Origin of the sequence: Bacillus sp. V3-13, assembly GCF_002860165.1 — a bacterium.
Lineage (GTDB): Bacteria > Bacillota > Bacilli > Bacillales > Cytobacillaceae > Bacillus_BJ.
The window spans coordinates 23909-40970 of the sequence record NZ_PGUZ01000005.1 but is presented as its reverse complement, the minus strand read 5'-3'; the positions used below and the strand labels follow the sequence as shown (position 1 = coordinate 40970).

The 17062-nt window shown below is 45.3% G+C and carries 17 protein-coding genes; 7 read left to right on the top strand and 10 right to left on the bottom strand.

Features of this window, described 5'->3' with window-relative positions; genetic code table 11:
- Window positions 1-57: 57 nt before the first annotated feature.
- From CU633_RS02250 to CU633_RS02220, 7 genes are read right to left on the bottom strand one after another with little or no spacing between them, the layout of a single operon-like run.
- Window positions 58-960, bottom strand: a complete 903-nt coding sequence (locus tag CU633_RS02250) for a FixH family protein (RefSeq protein ID WP_101658106.1) — start codon at window positions 958-960, stop codon at window positions 58-60.
- Window positions 944-1633, bottom strand: a complete 690-nt coding sequence (locus CU633_RS02245) for an ABC transporter ATP-binding protein (protein ID WP_101658105.1) — start codon at window positions 1631-1633, stop codon at window positions 944-946. Before CU633_RS02245 ends, CU633_RS02250 begins: the two co-directional genes overlap by 17 nt.
- Entirely contained in the window at window positions 1630-2427 is a 798-nt protein-coding gene (locus CU633_RS02240; protein ID WP_101658104.1) for an ABC transporter permease, read from the bottom strand. Before CU633_RS02240 ends, CU633_RS02245 begins: the two co-directional genes overlap by 4 nt.
- Window positions 2391-3728 (bottom strand): nitrous oxide reductase family maturation protein NosD, encoded by a 1338-nt coding sequence (gene nosD / locus CU633_RS02235; protein WP_101658103.1) that lies wholly within the window; start codon window positions 3726-3728, stop codon window positions 2391-2393. Before nosD ends, CU633_RS02240 begins: the two co-directional genes overlap by 37 nt.
- Entirely contained in the window at window positions 3725-4300 is a 576-nt protein-coding gene (locus tag CU633_RS02230; RefSeq protein ID WP_308314685.1) for a hypothetical protein, read from the bottom strand. Before CU633_RS02230 ends, nosD begins: the two co-directional genes overlap by 4 nt.
- A 55-nt stretch (window positions 4301-4355) precedes the next feature.
- Entirely contained in the window at window positions 4356-6230 is a 1875-nt protein-coding gene (gene nosZ, locus CU633_RS02225) for a Sec-dependent nitrous-oxide reductase (protein WP_101658101.1), read from the bottom strand.
- A 21-nt stretch (window positions 6231-6251) separates the two neighbouring features.
- Window positions 6252-6719, bottom strand: a complete 468-nt coding sequence (locus tag CU633_RS02220; RefSeq protein ID WP_101658100.1) for a cytochrome C — start codon at window positions 6717-6719, stop codon at window positions 6252-6254.
- A 224-nt stretch (window positions 6720-6943) separates the two neighbouring features.
- Here CU633_RS02220 and CU633_RS02215 point away from each other — a divergent pair, with 224 nt between their 5' ends.
- Both CU633_RS02215 and CU633_RS02210 read left to right on the top strand, forming a co-directional pair.
- A complete protein-coding gene (locus CU633_RS02215) occupies window positions 6944-7690 on the top strand; it encodes a Crp/Fnr family transcriptional regulator (protein WP_101658099.1) in 747 nt (248 codons plus the stop codon).
- Between the two features lie 173 nt (window positions 7691-7863).
- Complete coding sequence (locus tag CU633_RS02210; RefSeq protein WP_257958413.1) at window positions 7864-8346, top strand: SRPBCC family protein; 483 nt, start codon at window positions 7864-7866, stop codon at window positions 8344-8346.
- 33 nt (window positions 8347-8379) lie between these two features.
- Here CU633_RS02210 and bshB2 read toward each other — a convergent pair whose 3' ends face one another.
- The 3 genes from bshB2 to pdxK all read right to left on the bottom strand — a co-directional run bounded on the left by bshB2 (window position 8380) and on the right by pdxK (window position 10460).
- Complete coding sequence (bshB2, locus tag CU633_RS02205; protein ID WP_101658098.1) at window positions 8380-9045, bottom strand: bacillithiol biosynthesis deacetylase BshB2; 666 nt, start codon at window positions 9043-9045, stop codon at window positions 8380-8382.
- Window positions 9046-9075: 30 nt separating this feature from the next.
- On the bottom strand, window positions 9076-9426 hold the full coding sequence (locus CU633_RS02200) for a YojF family protein (RefSeq protein WP_101658097.1): 351 nt from the start codon (window positions 9424-9426) through the stop codon (window positions 9076-9078).
- A 215-nt stretch (window positions 9427-9641) separates the two neighbouring features.
- Window positions 9642-10460, bottom strand: a complete 819-nt coding sequence (gene pdxK, locus CU633_RS02195; RefSeq protein WP_101658096.1) for a pyridoxine/pyridoxal/pyridoxamine kinase — start codon at window positions 10458-10460, stop codon at window positions 9642-9644.
- A 395-nt stretch (window positions 10461-10855) separates the two neighbouring features.
- Between pdxK and fdhD the strand changes: the two genes are divergently transcribed.
- From fdhD to CU633_RS02170, 5 genes are all read left to right on the top strand, one after another.
- On the top strand, window positions 10856-11617 hold the full coding sequence (fdhD, locus tag CU633_RS02190; RefSeq protein ID WP_101658095.1) for a formate dehydrogenase accessory sulfurtransferase FdhD: 762 nt from the start codon (window positions 10856-10858) through the stop codon (window positions 11615-11617).
- A 54-nt stretch (window positions 11618-11671) separates the two neighbouring features.
- Window positions 11672-14650 (top strand): formate dehydrogenase-N subunit alpha, encoded by a 2979-nt coding sequence (gene fdnG / locus CU633_RS02185; RefSeq protein WP_101658094.1) that lies wholly within the window; start codon window positions 11672-11674, stop codon window positions 14648-14650.
- A 2-nt stretch (window positions 14651-14652) separates the two neighbouring features.
- Window positions 14653-15477: a 4Fe-4S dicluster domain-containing protein gene (locus CU633_RS02180; RefSeq protein ID WP_101658093.1), complete on the top strand. Its 825-nt coding sequence runs from the start codon at window positions 14653-14655 to the stop codon at window positions 15475-15477.
- Window positions 15464-16141 carry a formate dehydrogenase subunit gamma gene (locus CU633_RS02175; RefSeq protein WP_180954826.1) on the top strand — a complete coding sequence of 226 codons (678 nt, stop codon included), beginning with the start codon at window positions 15464-15466 and terminating at the stop codon, window positions 16139-16141. Before CU633_RS02180 ends, CU633_RS02175 begins: the two co-directional genes overlap by 14 nt.
- Window positions 16142-16244: 103 nt before the next feature.
- Window positions 16245-17048 (top strand): formate dehydrogenase accessory protein FdhE, encoded by an 804-nt coding sequence (locus CU633_RS02170; protein ID WP_101658091.1) that lies wholly within the window; start codon window positions 16245-16247, stop codon window positions 17046-17048.
- The last annotated feature ends 14 nt before the right edge of the window (window positions 17049-17062 follow it).

The following is a 17062-nucleotide window of genomic DNA, read 5'->3' as shown; positions in this document are numbered from 1 at the left end:
TAATCACTCACAAAATTATTAAAAAAACAAAAAATGCCCATCAAAGGCATTTTAATATTATAAGAACATAATCTCCATCGAATTAACCTGTGAAACAAGCAATTCTTCGTATTCTTTTTGTGCAAGATATTGGATTTCCTGTTCATCTGCTTCAGGATTTTCTTTTGTTACTCTTTCGATCAAATCCTGTTGAACCTTTTGCGAGAGCACGATCATCTCATATTGCTTCTGTTCGATATCCCAAAATTTATCTTCGCCAAAGTCATTGATTAATTTTTTGGCTGCTTCCGATTGCTGATATTGCTCCCGGGCTTGGTCAATCTCAGCCTTTACTTCATCCGGCGAAGCTTTATGACCCTTTTCACGCGCGAGCAATGCCATGGAACGAAGGCGGATAATTTGCGTTAACAGCTGGTTTTTGTCTTCATTCAATTTTTCCTGCGCATCCCAGTAGGCCATGGCTTCTTCCAAAGCTTTTCCTTTATATTTTTCCGTATCGGCTTCGCGGCTCATTTCGATATGAAGCTTGTTAATAAAACGGTAAAACTCAAGGTCATCATTGGTAATCCACTCACCGTTTAAGGTGGCAACTCCCTTGGCATCCTTCACTTCATATTGAACAACTTTCTCCGTTTCTTTGCCGTCCTTTTCCATCGTAAAAACGATTTCCCACTCGCCGCCCATTGGCAGCTCTGCCTCTCCGGCATAAACGCCATCTCCTTTTTCGGCAAGGGCAATGTCAAAGCTGCCATGATCCATATTGACCATCGAAAGCGCGGCCGAAACCTGCAATCCTTCGACTGCTTTATCTCCATCGGTTACCTTGATTTCAAAAGGGACCGGCTTATCTTTTGAAAAATAGAGCGGCTTTGTAAAATTTACTTCCCAATCATTACTTTCACTGCAGCCGGATAACAGGATCAAGAGGAAGATGATCAATCCGCTATACAACTTTTTCATTATCGTAATCCCCCAATCTTTGTACTTGCATAAATTCATTTACCGTATACTTTTTGATGATGCTGTTTTCCAAAAATGCGACATGTGTGCATACCTGCTTGATTTCGTCAAGATGGTGGGATGAGAGGAGGATCGTTTTTCCGGACAACGATTTCAACACTTCGAGGATTTCCTGCCGTCCCATCGGATCAATCCCGCTTGTCGGTTCATCAAGAATCAGAATATCTGCATCCTGGTAAAGTGTAACCGCAAGCCCGAGCCGCTGCAGCATTCCTTTCGAATATTTTTTGACCTTTACATCGCGGTCTTTCCAAAGATTCACTGCTTTTAACGCATTTTCGATTTCCGTCAGATCGGGCTTTCCGCTTCCAGTTCCGGCGAAAAACAACATATTTTCCATGCCTGTTAACGCAGGATAAAGCATGAATTTTTCAGGAAGAAAGGCAATTTCGTTCCGCAATGTTCGCTTCTTTCCCGTTCGGACGATATTATTAATTTTCACCATTCCCTTTTTAACAGGGAGGAGGCCAAGCAGGCTGTTGATAAAAGTCGATTTCCCGGCTCCATTTCTTCCGACCAGAGCACAAATCTCATTTTTTTCAATCCGCAGGTCGACATCGGCGAGAACGATTTTTTTGCCAAATCCCTGCGTCAATCCGGTTACTTCAATCATTCATATCCCTCCTTGCGGTGCATCGTGACCGAGGCTGCCATAGAGATTGTCAGCCAGATCACCAGATTTGCTGTTAAAAAGATCGCGGGTTTTGTCCATAAAAACGATTCGAACAGCTTGGACATATGCCCGGATGTGTAAACGCCAAGCCCTGATTCCAGGTAAACGCGAACAGCTTGAATCGGGTTTAGAAAAAAAGCGGCCGAAAAGAGTTTGACATTTTCATAGGATACGTCAGGAAGCAGGGAGAGCAGGACGATATCGTGTAAAAAGAAAAAATAGAACCAAATAAGAACGGTAAAGCCAACAATTTGGATTTTCGACCTGCCGATGCTGCCAATGAAGGCCCCGATTTGAATGAAAACGATCATTAAGCAGAGAACCGCGAAGATAAAGGTTAAATAGGCGCTTAAATCGGGTTGAAAATAAAATTTCAGCGGCACTAAATAGATAAAGAACCATATCAATATCAAGCCGGTTAATACAACGTGGATAGCCAGGCTTTTTTTGACGAGAAACGTGAAATAGCTTTCCTGTTTGGAGAGCAGCATGATCAGCGTTTTTTGTTCTTTTTCCTGATAGACTGAAAAGGCGCTGAGAAACAGGCAGAGCACGGGAATCACATAAATAAATGCATCAAACAGGTTGATCAGGACGATGTAGAATCCCTTGTCAAATGAAAGAACAGAAGACTGGAACAGCAAGGCGGCCGAAAGCACGACAATGATGATACCAGCGAGCCAGAATCCTTTTCCTCTTATGCTTTCCTTCCATTCCTTCCAAATGTAATACATAGTCGATTTCTCCCTTTTAATAATATGAGCAGAGCAATCACGCCGGCGAATATAAGCCAACCCTTTTGATTGTGTGTTGTTTTCACAAGCGGATCGGGGTCTTCCAGCATTTTGTCATTTTTTTGCAAAAGCCCGTTGATTCTGTCAAACAGCTTTAATGCCGGGCTTTTGAAAAATAAATAGGTTAATTCCTGATCTTCGATTTGTTCATAAAGCGAAGAATAATAGGAAACCGGCTGATCGCCAATCCCGTTTTGGTCCAAGTCAGTTAACGGAAACTGCGATCCCCAATCGTTTCCTGTTCCATTTGCACCCCATGAATGATCGCCGCTCCCGCCCAGGGTGATCGCAGGGATCGAATTTGTATGAATTTGGTTCCCTGAAAAAACCTGTTCGTTTGAGCTGGCCCACAGTTCAATGCCAATTTGATTTTGGATGATGCGATTATTGGTAATCATGTTTCGCGAAGATTGATCTATATATAACCCTCTTTTATTCAGATAGAAAGTGTTATTCTCAATTTCATTGTCATTAGCTGATAAAATCAGCAGACCGAAAGACTTGTGGCCATAATTGAAAATAAATTCGTTGTTGGTCAATTTCAGCCGGTTGGAATGCATCACAGCGGCACCGCCGCCATTCAGGGTAAAGACGTTGCCTTCAAAGATATTATCATCAGAGTACATATAATGGAGCCCATATCGTGTTTCACTAATGTGATTGTCAATGGTTCGGTTATCGTTTGCGTAATCAAAAAACATTCCGTCCCTTGAGCCTGAGATCCGGTTGTTTTCAAACGTATTGTTATTTGAGTAATACACATGGAGACCGTTGCCCTGTCCGGCAATTTCTCCTTTTCCGCTCCCGGAAATGACGGTGTTTTTGATCGTATTATGATCTGCTTCGCTTAAATAAATGCCGTGATACGAATTCTTAACTGTTAAATTGTCCAATATGTTGTGGTCCGAGTAGATTTTAACGGCCGCATATTCCTCGGCTGAGTTTCGATTCATGCTGCTGCCACTGACAGTAAGATCGTGCAGTTCAACTCCAGTGGCATCAATCGAAACAACATTTCCTGTACCGTCCCCTTCAATGATGGTCCGTGCCGAACCGGTTAGCGTCAGTGGTTTAGAAATCGTGATATTGCCATGATAAATCTTGTTTTCCAGCTTGAGGACGGCGCCTTCTTCGGCTGAATCAATCAGCGCCTGCAGATCTTCTGCGGCTGCAACCCGATCATCAGGCCATCCGAATATGACAATGGCGGTCAGAAAGAAAAAGGCGGTCAACTTTTTCATCTGCGCCGGTCCTTCCATAGCGGAATCAAAATCAGAACAAACGCAGCCATGATCAAGTACGATCGTATCCCCAAATAGCTCGTTGTAATAAAGTTGGCAATCTGGTTTTCTCCCAAAATAGGCGGGACGAAAGGATCTACCTTGATCGGAGCCGTCGGGCTTAAGTTCGTACCAAAATTGTTGAGCCAGCGGTATAAATCATAAACACCAAGCAATCCGCCCGCCATAAAAACAGCAATGAGGCCATACAGGATTGATTTCCTGCGCAGCAAAGCTGTCACCACCGTTAAAGCCGCCAGACCGCCGATCATATAAACTAAATAATTTAGCTCAGGAAAGTTTTCTTCGCTGAATCCGGCCATGCCGATGTAATGATTCAGTCCATTGACGATATCAATTTGACCGTCCAATTTATTCGGATAGACGATAATATTCAGTCCTTCCGGATATTGCGGAGCAAAAAACTCCATTCTCCACCACGGAAAGAAAATTGATGCTGTGACCAGTATTGCCGCACAAATAAGAAAAAGTGACGAGATGCCGGATAATCGCTGTTGTTTCAAGGTAATCACACCTTCCTGAAAAAGGATAAGGGTATCAAGTGTGGATAGATACCCTTTTCCGGATTTAGTTCTTTGGTTTTACCAGAAAATAACCGGTCATTTCCTGATGCAGGGCTGAGCAGAAATTCGTACAGTAAAGCGGGAATGTTCCGGCTTTATTGGCCGTAAATTCGACTGTATTTGTCTGTCCGGGCTGTACTTCAATATTCAGGTCATAGCCGTTAATCGCAAACCCATGAGTGATATCCTGGTCGAAATCGATGTTGGTTAAGTGGATAAACACTTTATCCCCTTCGTTAACCGCGATTTCATCAGGGCGCTCCGCTTTTGCATCAAAGATAAATTTCGAACGCATCGCAATTCCGTAAACGTGAACTTCATTGCCGTTGCGGACAATTTTTGTATCCTCCTGTTTATAAACCGCATCTTTGTTTTGCTCATCCTTCGGATAGACGGAGATCGTTTTAATTTTGTCGGCTTTGATCATCTGTGCATAATGCGGCTCAGGATTTACGGGAGCCGATTGAATGACCTCCATCTTCTTGCCGCGTAAATCAATCAGCTGCATTGATTCCGGATGGGAAGGACCGACAGACAGATAGCTGTCCTTGGCAATTTTATTTAATGCGACAATATACTTTCCATCAGGAGAAACACTATCCCCTTCAGCTGCAGCAGCATGACCGGGTGAATATTGGACAGGGACGCGGTCCAATGTTTCCCCTGTAGCCGGATCCCATTTGACGATTTCAGAGGAGATGAACATCGTTGTATAGGCCATTCCTTTATCATCAAACTGGGTATGAAGCGGTCCAAGCGCATTCTCCGGATTTACTTCTCTTTCCATGACAGATTCATATTTTAAAACTGGAATGCCGTTGCGCTCTTCGGCAAAATCACCTTTTTCAATCGCTTTGAACGCTTTTTCAAAGGAAAATACAGTCATCGCAGGTGCGAGTTTGCCGGAAGCAATAAAGTATTTACCATCCGGCGTAACATCGACTCCGTGAGGCGACTTCGCTACAGGGACCAAATAAATTCCGCCTTTATGCTTTTCCGGGAAAATCATTTTTTGTCCGGTTACTTCATCATATTGTCCATCCTTGACCATCTGTTCAAGCTCTTTCCAGTTAAATAGAACGATATAATCGCGGTCCGCCTGGGAAGCATTGATTTCAAGGTTTGTTGTCGCTTCTTCAGTATTGTAAGTCGTCAAGACGGCCCAATCAGCTGATCCCTTTTTCCCGGCATCCGATAAATCATAAGACCATGGCGGAAGAGCCACTTGATAGGCAATGTTCAGCTTTTCACTGCTCTGGTCAAATGTGACAGCCGACATAACGCCGCGGTACTTCTCGCTGTACTCATCAAGAGTTGCGTACTCTCTGCCAATCGGAACGGCAAAGCGGGTCGGCAGGAACATGTACTCGGTATTTTCAGTTACAAACGCTGCACAATGGGGGCCGCTTGTATTTGGAACATCGATAATATCCTTGACTGTAAACGTTTCCAAGTTCATCGCTGCGGCACGGCTGTTGCCAACATCTGTGGCAAACATGTATTTTCCGTCATATTCACCCTTTGTTTCAGAAAACGCCGGGTGATGGAGGTCACCCCATGTGTAATCGCCGAGCATTTCTTTCGTATGAGTATCCCAGCCATAACCGGTTGCTGAATCTTTGGAGAATACCGGAACCGTGCGGATATGGCGCATCGAAGGCACCCCGTAAATAAACATTTGTCCGGAATGGCCGCCGGAGGCGAATAAATAATACTCATCCTGTTCGCCAAAAGGCACATACACCTTTTCAGCATTGCTTTTATGATTGCTGTCATTTGTTGCTTCGCTGCGCGGTCCGGGTGAAAAATCAGCAAAGAATACCGTTGCCGCCATAAAACCGGCTATTAGCCCCGAAGCGGCAGGAATCCACTTTTTCATTCAGGCTGCACCACCTTCATCTTATTTTTCTGAAGCTTCTTTCAATAATTCTGCAATCTGGCTGATTTCTTCGTCTGTTAATGGATTGCCACCAATGACACCCGACATAACAGCCGACGTTGGTTCTTTTAAGAACTCTTCGAGCGGTTTTCCGTGCTTGCCTTCAACATTATTGAAGGCCTGGGATAGATCCGGGCCTGTTGCTCCGCCTTTAAGATCGAGCGAAGCTGCGGAGTGGCATCCAAGGCAGCCTTTTGTTTGAAGGATATTACCATCCGCTGCAACGGTTTTCGCTTCCTTGTTGCCCTCGCTGTCTGGACTGCTCTTTGCGGCATTATCGGCTTCATTCGATGGCTCTTCCTGCTGCTCGGCCGGGGCTGCTGATTCAGGCGTATCCGCCGTTTTTCCGGAAAACACATCAAAAACCAAATAACCGAGTCCAAGCCCCAATAATGCAAATATCACGAAACTGGCTGCCGCTTTTTGCATTGGTTTCCCCCCTTTATGTTGTTTCAATGTTTATCCTAGCTGGTTGCCATCATCGACATAGTGACGGAAAGCACAGTTTGCAGCTATGATTGTGAAATTTCTGTGAAGTGCAAATGATCAAGCTGAAATGCCCCTGGATACTCATCGTGATAAATCTCACTTTCTAAAGACGCGGACTTGGCTAGAATTAAATGGATAACGATATGGTCGAAGGGGGTAGACAAATGACCAATCATAAAGAAGGAACAGGGTCAAGCCAGGTGGCCCGGGCAAAAAATGATATTGAAGATTTTTTGCGGAAAATAGAAGTGTTTAAAAATTTTCCGAGACAATCAATCCAAGTGATAGATAAGCAGATTATCAAGAAAAGCTATAAAAAAGGCGAGCAAATTATTTCCGAGTATGATGAAGCACAAGGGGTGTTTTTTGTCCATTCCGGAATCGTAAAATTAACGAAGCAGGACGAAGCAGGCAACGAGATCATTGTCTGTATGAAAAAGAAAGGGGATCTTTTTGCCGAAGCTTGTTTGTTCAACCAGCCAGGGAGCCATTACCCGGCCACGGCGAAGATGGTCAAGGACGGAGAAATCTTTTTCTTAAATACGGTTGATTTAGAATACGAGTTAATGATGTCCCCTGAGCTTTCTATTGAAATTATCCGTTATATGAGCGCGGAGCTTCGTGAAATGACTTCAATCATGAGGGACCTGGCTCTGTTGGATGTTTATACAAAAACTTTAAAAACACTCGAGCGGCTCGCCGGCAAATTCGGTGCAAACCGGTGTAATCGCATGCATATAGAGCTGCCGATCACAGTCCAGGAATTTGCTTCTCTCGTTGGAACATCGCGGGAAAGTGTCAGCCGCGTTTTCTCCAAGCTTAGAAAGGATGGCATCATTGATGTGCGCAGTAAAGAAATCGTGATTATCGACTGGTGCCGGTTTTGCTCATTGTTTCATCCGAGCTTATAACAGCATGTACTTTGGTGCAGCTTTAGATTAATCTTCGAATATACCGTTCTATTTTGCGCCGCCAATCAATCCTGACATGGAACTGTGGTCAGGGCTTTTCTTTTTTAAGCGGAAAGTTTGCACAACTGTGCCGTTATTTCACAATCGGGTATAATATAAGCAGATAACTGACAGTGCTTATTCAGCGCGTTGCCAGCAATAAAGGAGACATTGTCCAAATGGCTGATTTCCAAACAAGTATTACGATCGACAAGCCTTTAAACGAAGTATTTGCTTTTATGGTAAATTTGGAAAATTCCCCGGAATTTATGCCGAACGTCATAAAATCTGAAAAAATAACCGATGGGCCGACCAGCGCCGGAACCAAATATTTGGAGACAAGATATATCAGCGGCCGCGAGACGCAGGCGGAAGTTGTTTTCACCGGATTTAAAGAGAACCGGTCATATACGGTTAATAGCGAGACAAACGGGTTCGGCGTCATTTTCCATTATACGTTTCAAGAAGTGGACGAAGCGACACGGGTAGAGCTCACCGCGACCATTGAAACGACCGGCTTGATGATGAAGCTCACGAAACCGCTGCTCGTCAAAATGATTAAACGGGAAGACGGCAATCAGCTTCAGTATTTGAAAGACGTATTGGAAGAAAACTAAAAAAGAGCCGGCCGGCTCTTTTAATTTTTCCTTTTAAAACTTGTAAGTCCAAAACCGCTCGTTATTAATCCATGCCAACGCTTGCGGATCGTTATTCTTTAGTTTTTCTTCCATATCTGCAGCCATTAGCTGGGTTTGGGAACGATGTGCTTTTATCGTTTTGATTTTTATATCGGCGACTTTGCTCACATCATTGATAATGTCCGCCTGGCCGAGTTCTTCGACACAATTATTCGAAAAAGCTACACAGTGAAGCTTTGGACGGCTTGGCGCGGGAATTTTTTCAAGAGCACGAACGACCGCTGCCCCGCACGCGTCGTGATCGGGATGTACGGAATAGCCGGGATAAAAAGTAATCACCAGCGACGGATTTAATTCATCAATCATCGATGTGACCATATCTGTCAGCTTTGTTTCTTCCTCAAATTCAACCGTTTTATCGCGCAGACCCATCATTCTTAAATCGGCAATCCCAAGGATTTTCGCCGCGTTTTGCAACTCTTGCTTGCGAATCATCGGCAGTGTTTCCCGCGTTGCAAATGGAGGGTTCCCCATGTTCCGCCCCATTTCACCAAGAGTCAAACAAGCATAAGTTACCGGGGTTCCTTGCTTGACATGGGTGGCAATCGTTCCGGAGACTCCGAATGCTTCATCGTCCGGGTGCGGGAATACGACAAGTACATGTCTTTCTTTTTCCATAAGATACATTCCTTTCTGGGCGGAAATCGATTATTGAAAAGGAGTCCGGCTAATTTGCAGGGCAACAGCCAGCTTCCCGGTCGCATCATGGCCGGCCATTAGCAGACGGTCCGAGCCGTCAAATTCATAGTGGGTAATTCCTTCTGCGTATACCCAGCCATACTCTAGCTTCAGGCCGACGCGGAATGGCCCGGGCCCAGTAATTTTCCCGTGTCCATATTGAATTTTCGCATTGCGGATATAAGCTCCCGCTGAGAAAAATGATTGGTCAACATGGGAAGCATATGCCCCGTTTGTCGTCTCTATATGGACAAACACTGGTTGATTGGCCAAGCGATCAATCGCTTTCTGGACCGCTTCTTTTTGAGTGACAGCCTCCACGTGTATTCCCCCTTTCAGAACTCTTTCATATAAGCTTTATAAAAAACCATTATTTTAAACGTAAGTGCTACTTTATCTTACTAAAAAATAAAGTGAATTGCGAAGCAGCCGCTTTTGGAAGATGATTGCTGCTGTTTCTCTATGTGAAAAAATCTCTATGTCAAAAAACAGGGCCACATAAACGGCCCTGCCTGACTCCATGATTTTATCGATGATCAGTTTTTTCCTGCGCCAAAATTGCGGTAGGCTCCGTGCATCGTCGGCCCCACATATTGGTTGAGCTGGAATCCATGGCGGATTGCTGCAGTGATAAAATCCTTCGCCACTTCGACCGCTTCGAGAACCGATTTTCCCTTTGCGAGTTCAGCTGCAATGGCAGAGGAATAAGTACAGCCGGCCCCGTGCGTGTAGGTGGTTTCGATCCGTTCAGATTCGTAAAGCTTAAATTCCGATCCGTCAAAAAGAAGATCAACCGCTTTTTCATGCTCCAGCTTGCTTCCTCCTTTAATAAGGACGTATTTTGCCCCTAATTCATGGATTTTGGCAGCCGCTTCTTTCATATCGTCAACCGTCTTGATCGGACCTGTCCCGGCAAGCTGCCATGCTTCAAAAAGGTTGGGAGTTACCACCGTTGCCCGAGGAACTAAAATGTCACGCAAAGCTTCCGCGGTCTCCGGATGCAGCACTTCATCCTCCCCTTTACAAACCATGACAGGGTCGATCACAACGCCCGTAAACTGGTTCTCATCGATTGTTTTTGCGGCAAGCTCAATAATCTCGACCGAACCGAGCATGCCTGTTTTCATCGCATCAATCCCGACGGAAAGAATCGTTTCCAGCTGAGCTTCAATCGTCTTTATGTCAATCGGAAAAACATTGTGGTGCCAGCCGTTTTTCGGATCCATTGTCACGATTGTCGTTAACGCGGTCATCCCGTATACACCGAGCTCCTGAAATGTTTTTAAGTCTGCCTGGATTCCGGCCCCGCCGCTCGAATCCGATCCGGCGATCGTTAGTACTTTTTTCATACTCATCTGTTTTTGTTCCTCCTTGAAGATAATAGAGCATTGCATGTCTTATAGAAATTATAACAATAACAAGGAATATCACAATTAATAAAATCACCAACGTCTGGTTTTTCAGACAAACATGTAACGAACCGCTCCATTGCAAAGAAAAGCGTGCGCAAAAAATGAACACTGATTAAGAGATTTTGTCACGTTTGCGACAAAATTTTTTTGTTCTTTTTCGCTAAGAACATTGGAAAAACGCGTAACAACCGTTTTTTCTCATTTTGACCTTAAAAATAATGCGTAATTATTCATTGTGACAAATGTCGCAGATTGTTTGATTTTTAATTTCTTAAAATGGAAGAGGGAGGAAGGTTATTTTTGATATATCTTCAAAAGTACGGCTAAGGGGTGGAAGCATGAACGGGAAAGGATGTCCTGAAGAATATCCGATTACTCTGATCGTAAACGGTTATGAAATAGCTGTATTCCAGCTGACCAACCAGGATCTTGAAGATTGGGCATACGGTTATTTATTTTCGGAGGGATTGATTGAGTCGGCAGATGATATTGAAGAAATTCACATCAACGAAGAAAAGCTGACACTGCATGCCTCATTGAAAAAGGAGTTTGCAGAAGAAGCTTTTTTTACAAAAAAGAAACACTATACCGCAGGCTGCGGCAGAGGTGTGACTTTTTTTTCAATGACGGATGTGAAGAAATTTGAAAAAGTTCATTCTTTTGTCACATATCACTTAAGCTATCTGCTCAAAAAACAAAGTGAATTTGCCCGAAACTCGCCTTTGTATCTGGAAACAGGCGGGATGCACGGGGCATGCCTGATCGAGGCGGACGGAAAGATGACGATCCGCGAGGACATAGGCCGCCACAATGCTGTCGATAAAATGATTGGTCATGCGCTAAGAAAGCGCTTAAATCCTGAAGGACTCATCCTGCTGACGACCGGTAGGATTTCATACGAAATGCTTTCAAAAGCAGCGCGGTTTGGTTTTGCTGTAATCGGTTCGCGGACGGCTGCCACAAAGCAGGCTGTCCAGCTCGCCAAGTTTTTAAATATTGAGGTAGTGGGCTATTTGCGGGGGAAAATGGCGGTTCCTTATACTTCATCAGGCCGCGTGATCAACGATTTACGTAAAGTTGCTGCCGGGGGTTCATCCTAAATTTTAGGATTAATCAATATATGTTCTATTCAAGTAAGAAGAGGGGGATTGTAAATGGAGGTTACCAGAAGGCAATTTTTAAAATTGTCCGGTGCGATGGCCGCTACCGTTGCAGTAGTTGAACTTGGCTTTGATGATAAAAAAGCCTGGGCGGAGTCGAAGCAATTTAAGATTGCGGAGTTGAAGCCGACACCAACGATTTGCCCATACTGCGGGGTAGGCTGCGGGATTCTTGTCTATTCAAAAGGAGACGATGTCATCTATACAGAAGGGGATCCCGATCATCCGATCAATGAAGGGAGTCTTTGCAGTAAAGGGACAACGGTCCGCCAGGTTTATACCTCGGAGCGCCGGATGAAAAAACCGCTCTACCGGGCGCCCGGAAGCAGCAAGTGGGAAGAAGTCGATTGGGATTGGGCGCTCAACCGCATCGCTGAAAAAACAAAGGAAACGCGCGACCGCACGTTCAAAATGAAAGAAAATGGCTTGACCGTCAATAAAACGGAAGCGATCGCAAGCCTTGGCGGTGCAGCTCTCGATAATGAGGAAACTTATTTAATCGGCAAGCTGATGCGCGCCGGCCTTGGGTTAACCTATATTGAACACCAGGCCCGAATATGACACAGCTCAACGGTTGCCGGTCTGGCACCAACATTGGGTCGAGGAGCAATGACAAATCACTGGAACGATCTTCAGCATACCGATGTAGCAATGATTATCGGTGCGAACCCTGCTGAGAATCATCCGATCAGCATGAGATGGATTTTAAAAGCAAAACAAAAAGGCGGAAAAGTAATTTCTGTCGATCCGCGCTATACACGGACATCCACGCAGGCAGATGTTTATGCACCAATACGGTCAGGCGGGGATATCGCCTTTATCGGCGGGTTGATCAATTATGTTCTTGAAAATCATTTATACCATAAGGAATATGTGGCAGCCTATACGAATGCCTCTTTAATCGTAGCCGACAGCTACTCGTTTAATGATGGAATATTCAGCGGCTATGATCAATCAACACGAAGCTATGATAAAAACAAATGGACATTCAAAAAAGGTCCGGACGACAAGTATTTAAGAGATGAAACATTGCAAGATCCCCGCTGTGTTTTCCAGCTGTTGAAAAAGCATTATTCAAGATACGACATCGACACGGTGACGGCTGTAACCGGAACACCGAAGGATGCATATTTGAGGGTAGCTGAGACTTTCGCGTCAACCGGAAAACCTGGAAAAGCCGGAACCATTTTGTATGCTATGGGTACAACCCAGCATACGGTTGGAACGCAAAACGTACGGGCTTACACAATTTTGCAGCTTCTGCTCGGCAATATCGGGATACAGGGCGGCGGCATCAATGCGATGCGCGGCGAGTCAAATGTCCAGGGGTCGACCGATTTTGCGCTGCTCTACAATAACGTAAACGGTTATATGGAAGTTCCAACAGCCACTGCTGAAGAAGCGACATTAAAGGGCTTCCTGGAAAAGGTTACACCGAAGGCGGGTTACTGGACAAATAAACCGAAATTTTATGTCAGCATGCTGAAAGCTTACTACGGGGATAACGCCAATCAGAATAATGAGTTTGGCTATCACTATTTGCCAAAGCTGACACCGAAAAAAGATTATTCGCATATGAAACTGTTCGAAGCGATGTATAGAGGCGAGCTTGAGGGCTTGTTCCTGTTCGGTACAAACCCTGTTGTCGGCGGACCGAACGCAGGCAAAGAAAAAGAAGCGTTGAGCAAATTAAAATGGATGGTCGCGATCGACCTTTGGGAAACGGAAACATCCGCCTTCTGGCAAAAAGAGGCTGGCTCCGATCCCGCGTCGATTCAAACCGAAGTTTTCCATCTGCCGGCCTGTTCATCATTTGAAAAAGAAGGGTCGATTACAAACAGCAGCCGCTGGATGCAATACCGCTGGCAGGCGATCAAACCGAAGCATGAATCAAAAGCCGACCTGGAAATTGTTCATATGCTTGCGACCCGCATCAAGGAATTGTACAAAAACAGCAGCAATCCAGCAGACGAACCGATTAAAGCAATGACCTGGGATTATGGGCATGGCGACCATCCCGACATTGATCTTGTATGCCGCGAAATCAACGGGTATGATACGGCAACGAAAAAACTGGTGCCGGGCTTTGCGAAGCTCGCCGATGATGGCTCTACTTGCAGCGGCAACTGGATATACAGCGGGTTTTATCCCGAAGAAGGAAAAAACCTTGCAAAGAGCCGCGATAATAAAGATACAGGCATGGGCAACTTCTTAAACTGGTCGTTTGCATGGCCGGCAAACCGGCGGATACTTTACAACCGGGCATCGACCGATCCGAGCGGCAAGCCGTGGTCAGAGCTCAGGGTAGGAATTTACTGGGATGCTTCGAAAAATCAGTGGACAGGAAACGATGTTCCCGATTTCACGAAAGACCGTGCTCCTGATGCTGCAGGCGGAAAAGATGCATTCTTTATGTTGCCGACTGGCCTTGGCGGGATATTTGCCGGGGTGAACGAAGGGCCGTTCCCTGAACATTACGAGCCGTTCGAAAGCCCGATTCCAAACGCTTTCTCAAGCATACAGCTAAATCCTGCGGTCAAATTTGGTTTGGAAGAATTGAATCCAAAGGGCGATGTCGCGAAATATCCGTATATTGCAACCACGTACCGGGTTTCTGAGCACTGGCAGTCCGGGTCGATGACCAGGAACCAGGAATGGCTCTCAGAGCTGATGTCCCACATGTATATCGAAATCGGCGAAGAGCTTGCCAAAGAAAAAGGAATCAGCAATAAGGATAAAATCATTGTCTCTTCAGCCCGGGGTGAAATCGAGGCTTTCGCAATGGTTACAAAACGCTTTAAACCTTATACCTTGCAAGGCAAAAAGGTGCACCAGGTTGGAATGCCATGGCATTTTGGCTACAAGGGTATCGTCACCGGTGGGACAGCCAACCGCCTCACTCCTCATATTGGTGATGCTAATACGAATATACCGGAATATAAAGCATTCCTGTGCGATGTAAGGAGGGCGTGATCATGGCAGATTACATTAAATTCGTCGATGTGACAAAATGCGATGGGTGCCGGGCATGCATGGTAGCGTGCAAAAACTGGAATGACCTTCCTGCAGAATTTGAAGACTTTCAAGGAAGCTATCAATCTCATGAAAAGATAACAGCAAACACATGGAATGTCCTGACCTTCAACGAACAAGAAATTTCTGATGGCGGCTTTGACTGGCTGTTCCGGCATTCATCCTGCCTGCACTGTGTCCAGGCCGCTTGTGAAAAAGCATGTCCGGAGGATGCGATCAGCCATACCGAATTTGGTTCGGTCGTGATTGACGCAGATAAGTGTGTTGGCTGCGGTTACTGCGTGCAAAACTGCACCTTTGATGTAGTAAAGCTGGCAACTTATCACGACAAGAATGGCAAGGAATATCGGAAAGCGCAAAAATGTACGCTCTGTACGGACCGCCTTGAGCAGGGCCTTCAGCCAGCCTGCGTAACAGCCTGTCATACTGATTGCCTTGTTTATGGGGAAAAGGCAGAAGTGTTGGCAGAAGCTCAAAAGCGTCTTGCTAAAATCAAGGATCGCTACCCGAATGCAAATATTTATAATCCGCAAGGTATAGATGGGACTGTGACAGTCTATTTACTTGCAGATAAGCCGGCTGTTTACGGTCTTCCTGAGGATCCGAAAATCCCGCTTTCACAGGTGGTCTGGAAAGACTATGCGCAGCCAATCGGGAAAGCAATGCTTGGGGCGACAACAATGGCGGTTATCGGGGCAGTCATATCAAACTCGTTTTTGAAAAAGAAAGACCCTGAACAAGGAGGCCATGACCATGACCGAGAATAATCCAAAAATGGTAAAGCGTTTTAGCAAACCGGTTATTTTTGCCCACTGGCTAAATGCAGGAGCCTTCTTTCTTCTCTATCTAACGGGCTTGCCTATGTACACCGAATTTTTCGATTGGGTCTATGTTGTCTTCGGAGGGCCGGCAGGAGCAAGGCTTGTCCACCGGATTGGCGCCGTCCTGTTTATTCTGCCTGTTGTCTATATTTTGTTCGCCGATCCGAAAAGCTTTTTTCATTGGATCAGGCAGATCCTGACCTGGAAGTCTCATGACTTTAAATTCTTACTTCAGTTTCCGAAAGAGTTTTTCGGCGGACATCCGAAAGTTCCGAAGCAGGACTTTTATAATGCCGGTGAGAAGCTCAATTCATTGCTGGCGATCATAACGACCATCATGTTAATTGGTTCCGGTTTCATTATGTGGTTTCCTGCATATTTCTCACAAACTGTTGTCATGTGGGCGTACCCGATTCACAATATCGGCTTGGGACTGTCAATTGCTGTCGTGGTTGGCCATATCTATTTATCGGTCGGCCATCCCAATTCACGCGTTTCTCTGCGCGGAATGACGAAGGGAGACGTTCCCGAAGCTTACGTGAAAGATCATCACGGCCGCTGGTATGATGAGCTAAAGCAAGCGGAGTCACCGAAGAAAAAGCAGGCTTAACAGAAAAGTGGAACCTGTCAAAAAACGATTCATATGACAGAATGAAGGTGCTGCCCGGATGGGCGGCCCTTCATAGCTTAATAGAAGGAAAAGAGGGGAAACGATGGGAAAAACAAATGTACTCACGGCAGATTATGAACAGCTCCAGGCTGATATTATGGCATTGCATGAGCAGTGGCTTGGGCGGATATCTGAAAATCAATTGATTGCGGAGCCGCATCCGGCAAAATTCGAATACCCGGTAATTCCCGGGTTGAAGCTTTCGGTCAACTATCAACAATATAAACAGTTTATAATAGAATTATTGGATCTCCTTGGCGGCAAGCAGCCGGAAACGATGAAGAAAGCAAAGAACCTTCCTGCTCTTTTAACAGATGAGACGGCAGAATCCTGGTTTCATCAGGCAATTTCAATGAACAGCTTTTATTTTGAAAAATTTTCGCATGATTATGATATTCCGCAATGGCTGCCTTTTTTTGCTGCAGAGCACGCTGTGCGCCCTTATTTACAGAAGGCTGCCGCCGAGCTTCGCAGCTGGCTGAAACCGGCTGAACACTCACATGGCTGCCCGGCATGCGGAGAGCCGGCCCGTCTTGCGGTCATTGGGAAAAAAGGAAAAAAAGAGCTCACATGCCCCCGTTGCTGCTATAGCTGGGAGGAGAAGAAAATCAGCTGTGCCCAGTGTGGAAATGATGATCATGCTCAAATGCTCATACTTAAAGTGGAAGATGATGAAAGTATGCAAATCCAAGTCTGCAAAGCGTGCAATGGATATACAAAAGTAGTCGATACAAAAAGGCTGCTCAAGAAAGAACACCCTGCGATATTGGACCTGAAGTCGATCCATCTTGATTATATAGCGCAGGAAAGAGGGTATGGGATTCCCGGTTCCAGTGAAACACATTAAACAGCAATGGGGTG